Here is a 9,462-nt window from a genome sequence, read left to right as displayed (position 1 = left end):
CGCGGCGGCCGCCAGTTGCCCCGGACGGCCGCCCGCCGCGCTCCCGGCCGGGCGCGCGTCGCCGGGGCGGGGGCGGTGCGGGGCGGGGCGCCACCCGGGTCCCGGAGCCCTGGCGGGCGGTGAGCCAGCCCTCGGCGACCAGCTCGGCGTAGGCGTCGGCGACCGTGTTCCGGGCGATGCCCAGGTCGGCGGCGAGGGAACGGTAAGGCGGCAGCCGGGTGTCCGGGGCGAGCCGCCCGTCGCGGATGGCCTCCCGCAGCGCGGCCATCAGGGCGGTCCTGCGGCTGCCCGCGCGGGTCAGCTCCAGATGGAGGTCACTGCCGAGGATCTTCGCCGAATTGACCCATGAATCCGCCATGGAAATGCACCCTACAGAGGGTCGCTTAGCGGCCTAATTTCATTCCCATGACGACTTCGACACCGGCACAGACGGCGACGACGACACAGACGGCGACACAGACCGCGACGGCGACACAGACCGCGACGGCGGCACAGACCGCGACGGCGGCGCGGTGGACGACCGGGCGGGTCAACTTCGCGAAGGCCGCCCCCAAGGCGTTCAAGGCGCTGATCAGCCTGGACGCGGCCGCCCGCGAGGGCCTGGACCCGGCCCTGGTCGAGCTGGTGCAGATCCGCTCCTCCCAGCTCAACCACTGCGCCTACTGCCTCCATATGCACACCACCGACGCCCATAAGGCGGGCGAGAGCAAGGAGCGCATCGCCCTGGTGGGGGTCTGGGAGGAGGCCGGGGAGGCCGGGTTCTACACCGAGAAGGAGCAGGCCGCCCTGGCGCTCACCGAGGCGGTCACGCTGCTGCCCGGCGGCGTCCCGGACGAGGTCTACGAGCGGGCCGCCCGGCACTTCGAGGAGCGGGAGCTGGCCCAGCTCATCGCCCTCATCCTCACGATCAACTCCTGGAACCGGATCGCGGTGACCACCCGCAAGGTGCCGGGGCAGGACTGAGAGCGGACCGTGGGGAGCGGCGGCGCCGCTCCCCACGGGACCCACGCGATCAGGCGGTGAGCCGCCGCTCCATGGCCCGCCTCAGCCGGTGAGGCGGGCCATCCACGCCTCGACGTCATCGGCGGCCCGCGGCAGCGCGGCCGACAGCACGCGGTTGCCGTCCTCCGTCACCAGGATGTCGTCCTCGATCCGTACACCGATGCCCCGGTACTCCTCCGGCACGGTCAGGTCGTCGGGCTGGAAGTAGAGCCCCGGCTCGACCGTCAGGCACATACCGGGCTCCAGGGTGCCGTCCACATAGGTCTCGGTGCGGGCCACGGCGCAGTCGTGGACGTCCATGCCGAGCATGTGGCCGGTGCCGTGCAGCGTCCAGCGGCGCTGCAGCCCCAGCTCGAGCACCCGCTCCACCGGGCCCTCGACCAGGCCCCACTCGACGAGCTTGGTGGCGAGGACGCGCTGGGCGGCGTCGTGGAAGTCGCGGTACTTCGCACCCGGCCGGACCGCGGCGATGCCCGCCTCCTGCGCCTCGTAGACCGCCTCGTAGACCTTGCGCTGCAGCGGGCTGTAGGTGCCGTTCACCGGCAGGGTGCGGGTCACATCGGCGGTGTAGAGCGTGGTGGTCTCCACGCCCGCGTCCAGCAGGAGCAGATCGCCGGAGCGGACCGGGCCGTCGTTGCGTACCCAGTGCAGGGTGGTGGCGTGCGGGCCCGCGGCGGCGATGGTGCCGTAGCCGACGTCGTTGCCCTCGACCCGGGCGCGTAGGAAGAACGTTCCTTCGATATAGCGCTCCGATGTGGCCCGCGCCTTGTCCAGAACCTTGACGACGTCCTCGAAGCCGCGGACGGTCGAGTCGACCGCCGCCTGCAGCTGCCCGATCTCGAACTCGTCCTTGACCAGGCGCTGCTCGCTGAGGAACACCCGCAGCTCCTCGTCGCGCTCACCGGTGACCTTGTCGGTCAGGGCGGCCTCGAGACCGGCGTCGTGACCGCGCACGACACGGACCGGGCCGGTGGCGTCCCTGAGCTCGTCGGCCAGCTTGCGGACGTCCCTGGCGGGCAGGCCCAGCCGCTTCTCGGCCTCCGTAAGGCTGAGCCGGCGGCCGACCCACAGCTCGCCCTGGCCGTCCAGCCAGAACTCGCCGTTCTCCCGGTCGGAGCGCGGCAGCAGATACAGCGTGGCGGTGTGGCCGCCGCCCGCCTCGGGCTCCATCACCAGCACACCGTCCTCGGTCTGGTCGCCGGTGAGGTACGCGTACTCGGTCGAGGCGCGGAAGCTGTAGTCCGTGTCGTTGGAGCGCGTGCGGAGATTGCCCGCGGGGATGACCAGGCGGTCGCCGGGGAAGCGCGCGGAGAGCGCGGCGCGGCGGCGGGCGGTGTGCGGAGCCTGCGCGAGGGGCTCCAGGTCGTGCTGCTCGGTGTCCGCCCAGCCGGACTTCATGCTCGCGGCGAGCTCGTCGGAAACGCCTGGGTACAGGCCGTTCTTCCGCTGCTTGATGGGCTCCTCGCCCTCCGGGGTCTCCGGGGCTTCGGAAGTGGGCTCCTCGGTCACGTCTTCCTCCTCGAACTGGACCCCTCCCATCGTATGTGCGGGGCCTGATGGACGGGAGGGCTCGCAGCGCCGGGGGACCAGGGCTCCAGCGGGGGCCGTGGTCCCGCTCGAGCCGCGGCCGTAAGGAGGCCACGCGTCAGCCGACCCGGGCCATGCGTCGCCGACGTAGCCCACGCGTCGCCCGGCGTGGTCCATGGGTCAGCCGACGTGGGCCCGCGTCAGTCGAAGTGCGCCACGAGCAGGACGAGGTCCTCGGTGTCGTGCTCCGAGGGCCGCCCCGCGGAGGCCGCCGGACCGTCGGGGAGCACCGTACGGAGCACATGGTCGGCGAAGGCGTCCGGGTCGCCGCGTACGCCCTTGGGGGCGCTCGCCGCGGCCGTGTGCAGCCGGGTGAAGGCCCGGTCCATCGGCTCCCCGGTGCGGTGGAGCAGCCCGTCGCTGTAGAAGAGGAGGGTCTCTCCGGAGGACGGCACGACCTCCACGCTGGGCGCCTCCCAGCACGAGAGCATCCCCAGCGGCGCGGACAGGGTGGTCTCCACGAACTCGGTGCGCCGCTCCCCGGTGAGCAGCGGCGGGCAGTGCCCGGCCCCGGCCAGCACCACCTTGCGCGTCCCGGGCTCGCAGTAGGCGAAGAGCGCGGTCGCGGAGCGGGCGGGCTCGGTGAGCCGCAGCAGCAGCTCCAGGTCGGACAGCACGGCGACCGGGTCCTCGCCCTCCATCACCGCGTACGCCCGCAGCGAGGCCCGCAGCCGCCCCATAGCGACCACGGCGCTCGGCCCGGAGCCGGAGACCCCGCCCACCGAGAGCCCGAGCGCCCCGTCCGGCAGCGGCAGCGCGTCGTACCAGTCACCGCCGCCGCGCGGACCGGGGTGGTGGCGGACGGCCAGGCGCACCCCGGGGACGCGGGGCAGCCGGGTGGGCAGCAGTTCCTCCTGGACGGTCGCGACGGCGGTGCGGGCGCGGGAGAGCTCGATCAGCCGGGCGATGTGGGCGGCGGCGTACTGGCAGTACAGGCCCACGAGATGGCGCTGGCGCTCCGCGGGCTCGGCGGGCTCGTCGTAGAGCCAGGCGGCCCCGCCGAGCCGCCCGGAGGGGCCGTCGGCGCCCATGGCGGCGGTAAGGCCGGACGAAGGCGCGGCGGCTGGTGCGGCATCGCGCACGGGGCCGGTTTCGGGGAGGTGCGGGGCGTCGGTGACGCTCGTCGTTCCGGGGGCGCCGGGGGCCGGGCGGTCGCCGGCGCCCGCCGGGGAGCCGGTGCCGGTGCCGGACCCGTCCGCGCCGGGGGCGGGTGCGGGGATGGCGGAGAGGCCGGGCGTGGCACAGGGGGCCGCGCGGAACGGGTCCAGCGGCACGGCGTAGCTCGCGGAGAAGCCGAGCCGTGCGGCCACCTCGCGGTGGCGCGGGTCGAGGCCGGCCTCACCGGCGATATCGGGGTGGGTCACATCGGCGCGCCGCTCGCCGCCCGGCTCGGGCAGACCGTCGAGGAGATGGCCGGTGGAGGCGGATCCGCGCGGGATGGTCTCGATCTGGCCGAGGTCGGCGTGGCCGAGACCGAGCCCCACGGTGGTCACCGGGCCGAGCCCGTCGGCCGGTTCCAGCGCCACCAGCCCGCGCCGGGCGCCGACCAGGGACGCGCCCGCGCGCAGCAGTTCGCGCAGCGCCTCGTCGAGGGTGTCGGTCCGGACCAGCCGCTCGGTGAGCTCATGAAGGGTGGTGAGGTCCGAGACCCAGCCCGCGAGCCGGTCCTGGACACCGGAGTTGGGCGCGGCCAGGGGCGGTGTGACGGGGTCGGCAGTTTGCGTGGGCGAGGGGAGGGAAGGATCGATTCCAGCCACTTTCGGCGCGTGGGGCGAGTTCATGGCCCGCTGCCTTCACCCGCCGGGTCCGGCTCGCTCAATAGCATCGCAAACCCCCTGTCGTGCTGCGCCGCTACTGTGCCGCTACTGTCTCCAGATGTACACGGAGCGCAGATGCGATGTCCAGCATTGTCCCGGTGGTCTTGTTGGTGTCTGGGGGGAATTGAACTTGGCCGAAAAAAAGTCGTTAGGCTGTCCCTTCGAGGTCGACTGACGTCGTTCGACAGCGCGTCGTCTCCACCGCGGCGGGTACACATCGGAGAGGGGCAGGGGCAGTTCGGATCGCCCCGGAACCCCGCGGCCGGTCCAGGCGTCATAGACCACAACGGCCGCGCCCATCCCCGAGTGGCGAGGAAGGCACCAACCGGACGGCAAGCGCCATGCGCGCGCCACCCCTCGCCATGTTCCACGCTCGGCCTGCGGCGTGATGCGCTGCCTTGTACGCGCAGTGACTTGTGATCCACCTGCTGTGACGGGCCGAACGATGCCGGACAGCGCCACGTAAGTCCAAGTGAAGTGCCATCTGAAGTGCGATGTAGTGCGACGGACAGCCCTCGGCGTTAACGGAAAGGAACGAGCGCTCATGCGCGAGATCCTCGGAAGGCGACGCAAGTTCTCGCTGCGGCGCGGCGCGCGGTCGCCGCTGCTGCGTGCGGCGCTCACCTGCGCCACCGAGTGGCAGTGGCCCGTGGTCCCTGGCGTCGGACTCCGGTCCGGCGGCGGACGGCCGCGGGTGTGCGGCTGCCCCGACCCGGAATGTGCGGTTCCGGGTGCACATCCGTTCGACCCTGTTCTCCTCGCCGCCACCACGGACGAGCGCATGGTGCGCTGGTGGTGGGGCAACCGGCCCTCCGCGCCCCTCCTGCTGGCCACCGGCGGCCACGCGCCCTGCGCGGTGAGCCTGCCCGCGGTCGCCGGGGCGCGGGCGCTGGCGGTCTTCGACCGGGCGGGCGTACGGCTCGGCCCGGTGGTCGCCACGCCCACCCGCTGGTCGCTGCTGGTGGAGCCGTACTCCCTCGAAGACCTCGGTGAGCTGCTGAGCCAGCAGGACTGGGTGCCCAGCTCGCTGCGGTTCCACGGCGAGGGCGGCTATGTGGTGCTGCCGCCGTCGCAGACCGGCTCCGGGCGGGTGCGCTGGGAGCGGCCGCCGCTGCGCCGCTCCGGGCGGCCCTGGCTGCCTCAGGTGGCCACGGTGGTGAACGCCTTGGTCGAGGCCAGCACCAGCGCGCCCGACGGGGGCAGCCGGCTCGCCTACTGAGGCGGGCCCCGGGTGCGGGGGTTCGGGGGCCGCTGGGCGTGACGGGCGGCTGGGCGTGACGGGTCGCTGGGCGCGACGCTCGCGGGGTGTGTGAGGGCTCGGAGGCCGGGGAGGCGACTTCCTGGGCTTCGGGCCCGTCCTGTTCCTGGGCTCCGGGCCCGTCCTGGTTCGGGGTTCCCGGTTCGGGTCTCCTGGTTCCGGGCTCCTGTTCCGGGCCCGGCGTTTTCGTGGGCACGGGGCGCTGAGGGGCGCCCTGCGCGAGCCAGTGCGGTGCCGCGGCGCCGAGGTGTCGCCACGCCCGCGCCGACGCACGGTGGGCCCGGGAGCAACTCCCTCACCGGGCCCCGGGGGGCAACTCCCTCACTGGCCCGGGAGTAACTCCCCCGCTGCCGAAGGCGGTTGGTCCGTACCTGCCCCGCCGTCCCGCGTCGCCGTCCGGGCGCGGACATGGAAGCGCCCGGTCGCTGGCGACGGGGGATGCACCAGCGACCGGGCTTTTAGAACCGTAACAAGAGATCGGCCGATAGCAAATTCGATCGCGGATTTCCGGACGTCGATTTGCAGGGCGTAACAGTGAGTTGTGAGCGGCGTCACGTGCCCCCGAGGGGCCCTTCGGCCGTCCGGGGGACGTCAGCTCAGCGTCACCTGACGATTGGTGAGGCCGCCCCGGGCGCGCCGCTGCTCGGGCGTCAGCGGGGCGTCGGAGGCGAGCGCCTCCGCGAGCCGTTCGGCGAGGTCCACGGCCGGCTTCTCGGTGTCCTCGGCGCTCATCCCGCGTGGCAGATCCCACACCGGCACCGTGAGTCCGTGGGCCCGGAAGGAGCCCACCAGCCGGGTGTTCTCGCCGAGCGAGGAGGCACCCGCGGCGTGCAGCCGGGCGAGCGCGTCCAGCAGCTTCTCCTCGGGGTGGGACATCACCCAGCGCAGGTGGTTCTTCTCCGGCGTCTCGCACCAGTAGGCCGCCTCCACGCCGGTGAGCCGGGCGGTGGGGATCGCGGCCGCGTTGGCCCGTTCCAGGGACGCGGCGACCTCTCCGGTCGCGTTCGCGGCGTCCTCGAGCCAGAACTCGAACCCCTCGTGCAGAGTCGGCGAGAAAGTGCCCTTCGGGTCGAGCAGATCCTGCAGCCGCGGACCGTCGCCCGGAGCCCGCTCGGCGGCCACCGGGGTGCCGGGCTCGGCGGTCAGCGCGCGGCGCAGGGTGTCGGCCAGGTCGCGGCTGATGTCGCCGGAGGGCGTGTCGTTCTGGAGGCCGAGCAGCACGGTGCCGTTGTCGCGGCGCAGCGCGGGCCACGCCATGGGCAGCACGGTCGCCAGGGTCACCGACGGAACCCCCTCGGGCAGCCCCTCGGCGAGGGTCAGCTCGACGGTCGCGGCGGGCACCAGCTCGCGCAGGGCCACCCAGTCGCATTCGCCGGGGAGCCCCTCGAAGGGGCGCTGCACCAGCTCGGTGACGGCGTGCGCGGCTTCCCTGCCGTGGCAGGCTTTGTAGCGACGGCCCGAGCCGCACGGGCAGGGCTCCCGCGCGCCCACCACAGGGATCTCGCCGTTGGCGACCCGTGGGCCTGCGGCCTTCGTCTGGGGGCGGCGCTTCTTGGCCATGGTGAGGCTGTCTCCCGATCGTGCGGCTGAGGGCTTGCTCGTACGCCCGTGACGGTCTGCGTACGGCCGCGGCGATGCTCTCCTTACGGCGCGTACGACTGGTACGGGCGCGAGCCTAGCCCTTTGGCCGAACCGCGTCGGCTCCCTGCGCCGCGTCGGCTACGCGAGCTCGTCCAGATCGGCGAAGTCCAGCTCGCGATCGAAATCGGGGTCGATGTTCGCCTCGATATTCGAGCCGAGGCCGGGGCCCAGGCCGGCGCCGAGATCCGTGCCGAGATCCGAGCCGAGATCCGCGTCGAGGTTCGAGCCGAGATTCGCGTCGAGACCGGCCTCGAGACGCGCGTCGAGGCCCGGACGCAGCCCCGGGGCCAGTTCCGCGTCCAGGCGGGGACTCAGCTCGGGGGAGAGATCCGAGGGAATCGTGACGCGACGGGCGAATTCGTCGTCGGGCGGGAGAAGAGCCCATACGGTGACTTCGCCGATGTCGTCCCGCACGCCCCATTCCTCGGCCAGCGACATGATGATGTTCAGCCCGCGGCCGCCGCGTGCGGTCACCGACGGATTGGCCGGAAGTGGCCTTGTGGGTCCGCCACCATCCGTCACCTCGACCGTCAGCCGGTCGTCCTCGTCGACGGCCCATGCAGCCCGGACCGTGCCGCCACCATGGTCGGAACGCCAAGGGCGGCCGTGTCGCCATGCGTTGCTGAGCAGTTCTGAAAGGATCAATACAGCGTCGTCTATGACCGAATCCGATACCCCAGTCCTGCCCAAATCGAGACGCATCCGCTGTCTTGCCGCGCGGACGCCCGCAGGACCATGGGGTACGGCCATGGTCGACGACGTCGGCACCTGCCGTGCCACCACCAACGCCACCCCCGAGACCTCCTTAGCCCCACGCCACGGGATGAATGCCCCGCGGTGCTGGAGCGGAAACTGGCCAAGTGGCATCGTGTGACGCACTCGTCACGATCGAATACGTACCGAACGCGCCGGTGCACGCCTTGTAATGCCCATTATGAGCGTCCGAGTTGGGACAGTACCTGTTTGGGGCGATTGGTGATCAGCGCGTCCACGCCCAGACGGACGCACAATTCGACGTCCTCCGGTTCGTCGACGGTCCAGACGTGCACTCGGTGCCCCTCGCGCTGCAGCCGCGCCACATACCCGGGGTGGTTCCGTACGATCCGGATGCTCGGCCCCGCGATCCGCACCCCGGGCGGCAGTTGCCCGTCCCGGTGGCGCGGCAGTATGAACTGCATCAGGTAGACGGTGGGGATGGCGGGGGCCCCGCTGCGGATCCGGTGCAGGGAGCGCGCTGAGAAGCTCATCACACGGATGGGTGAACCTTCGCCGGGCGGCGGCGCGTCCAGGCCGTAGCGGCGCAGCAGCCCGAGCAGCCGGTCCTCCACCTGGCCCGCCCACCGGGTGGGATGCTTGGTTTCGATCGCCAGTTCGATTCGGCGCCCGGCGTCCGCGATGAACCCCAGGAGCCGTTCCAGCGTGAGGACGGAGGTGCTGTCCCGGCTGTCGCGGTCCGGCTCCTCCCGGTCGGTGGCCCGGCCCTTCCAGGAGCCGAAGTCCAGGGTCGCCAGATCGGACAGCTCCAGCGCCGAGACCGCGCCCCGGCCGTTGGAGGTGCGGTCGACGCGGCGGTCGTGGACGCAGACGAGATGGCCGTCGGCGGTCAGCCGGACATCGCACTCCAGGGCGTCGGCGCCGTCCTCGATTGCCTTACGGTAGGCGGCCAGGGTGTGCTCCGGGGCATCCTCGGAGGCCCCGCGGTGAGCGACGACGGAGACGGTGTGCGGCCCGGGGCGGCCGTCCCGGGCAGGGCGCGCATAGGTCACCGCGTTATGGTGCCACCGCCCGGTGTGAGCCGGTGGATGTGGCCCCTCCGTTCGTTCGCACGGAATGGCGGTAGGGCGAATTGTCCGGGATAAAGGGTGGTAGTCCGCGGGGCTGTCGCTCCTTACGGCGGTCTGACGCGCTGTGGGAAAAGCTGACGACGGTAAGACGTACACGTGGGCCGTCGAGGAAATCTGTCGTGCACCTGAGGAGAGACCTGTGAGCACCGAGAACGAGGGCTCTGCCGTTCCGCCCGCGCCCGGGCCGCATCCGGCCCCTCCGGCGCCGCACCCGAACCCGGCGGTGCCGCCCGCGCCGGACTACGAGCCCACCGCGGGCGCGCGGCCGGCCACGCCGGACGGGCCGATAGGCACGCCCGACGCCGCAGGGTCG

Annotated in this window: 8 protein-coding genes; 2 read left to right on the top strand and 6 right to left on the bottom strand. The window is 72.6% G+C overall.

What is annotated here, in order from left to right:
* A partial coding sequence (locus tag IEJ02_RS47075) for a GntR family transcriptional regulator (protein ID WP_223865591.1) occupies positions 1 to 358 on the bottom strand: 358 nt, incomplete at its 3' end.
* Positions 359 to 405: 47 nt separating this feature from the next.
* Between IEJ02_RS47075 and IEJ02_RS47070 the strand changes: the two genes are divergently transcribed.
* Positions 406 to 963: a carboxymuconolactone decarboxylase family protein gene (locus tag IEJ02_RS47070; RefSeq protein WP_223865590.1), complete on the top strand. Its 558-nt coding sequence runs from the start codon at positions 406 to 408 to the stop codon at positions 961 to 963.
* Positions 964 to 1,044: 81 nt separating this feature from the next.
* On the opposite strand, the gene IEJ02_RS47065 is transcribed toward IEJ02_RS47070, so the two are convergent.
* Both IEJ02_RS47065 and IEJ02_RS47060 read right to left on the bottom strand, forming a co-directional pair.
* Entirely contained in the window at positions 1,045 to 2,541 is a 1,497-nt protein-coding gene (locus IEJ02_RS47065; protein WP_191070396.1) for an aminopeptidase P family protein, read from the bottom strand.
* 188 nt (positions 2,542 to 2,729) lie between these two features.
* Complete coding sequence (locus tag IEJ02_RS47060; protein ID WP_191070395.1) at positions 2,730 to 4,370, bottom strand: GAF domain-containing SpoIIE family protein phosphatase; 1,641 nt, start codon at positions 4,368 to 4,370, stop codon at positions 2,730 to 2,732.
* A 580-nt stretch (positions 4,371 to 4,950) separates the two neighbouring features.
* Between IEJ02_RS47060 and IEJ02_RS47055 the strand changes: the two genes are divergently transcribed.
* Positions 4,951 to 5,625 carry a bifunctional DNA primase/polymerase gene (locus tag IEJ02_RS47055; RefSeq protein ID WP_191070394.1) on the top strand — a complete coding sequence of 225 codons (675 nt, stop codon included), beginning with the start codon at positions 4,951 to 4,953 and terminating at the stop codon, positions 5,623 to 5,625.
* Positions 5,626 to 6,255: 630 nt separating this feature from the next.
* Here the strand turns inward: IEJ02_RS47055 and IEJ02_RS47050 are convergent.
* The 3 genes from IEJ02_RS47050 to IEJ02_RS47040 form a co-directional block, all read right to left on the bottom strand.
* The gene (locus tag IEJ02_RS47050) at positions 6,256 to 7,224 is read right to left on the bottom strand and encodes a DUF5926 family protein (RefSeq protein ID WP_137978648.1); all 969 of its coding nucleotides are present in this window, start codon (positions 7,222 to 7,224) and stop codon (positions 6,256 to 6,258) included.
* A gap of 159 nt (positions 7,225 to 7,383) precedes the next feature.
* Complete coding sequence (locus tag IEJ02_RS51280) at positions 7,384 to 8,097, bottom strand: ATP-binding protein (protein WP_370467270.1); 714 nt, start codon at positions 8,095 to 8,097, stop codon at positions 7,384 to 7,386.
* A 140-nt stretch (positions 8,098 to 8,237) separates the two neighbouring features.
* The gene (locus tag IEJ02_RS47040) at positions 8,238 to 9,071 is read right to left on the bottom strand and encodes a glycerophosphodiester phosphodiesterase (RefSeq protein ID WP_191070392.1); all 834 of its coding nucleotides are present in this window, start codon (positions 9,069 to 9,071) and stop codon (positions 8,238 to 8,240) included.
* Positions 9,072 to 9,462: the final 391 nt, after the last annotated feature.

Origin of the sequence: Streptomyces sp. 5-10 (assembly GCF_014712245.1) — a bacterium.
Lineage (GTDB): Bacteria > Actinomycetota > Actinomycetes > Streptomycetales > Streptomycetaceae > Streptomyces > Streptomyces violaceusniger.
The sequence above is the reverse complement of the archived record's forward strand: the minus strand, read 5'-3'. Positions and strand labels throughout refer to the sequence as shown.

Coding starts and splice junctions, on each gene's coding strand:
- IEJ02_RS47070 (WP_223865590.1), top strand. CDS start 406: ATGACGACTTCGACACCGGCACAGACGGCGACGACGACACAGACGGCG.
- IEJ02_RS47065 (WP_191070396.1), bottom strand. CDS start 2,541: ATGGGAGGGGTCCAGTTCGAGGAGGAAGACGTGACCGAGGAGCCCACT.
- IEJ02_RS47060 (WP_191070395.1), bottom strand. CDS start 4,370: ATGAACTCGCCCCACGCGCCGAAAGTGGCTGGAATCGATCCTTCCCTC.
- IEJ02_RS47055 (WP_191070394.1), top strand. CDS start 4,951: ATGCGCGAGATCCTCGGAAGGCGACGCAAGTTCTCGCTGCGGCGCGGC.
- IEJ02_RS47050 (WP_137978648.1), bottom strand. CDS start 7,224: ATGGCCAAGAAGCGCCGCCCCCAGACGAAGGCCGCAGGCCCACGGGTC.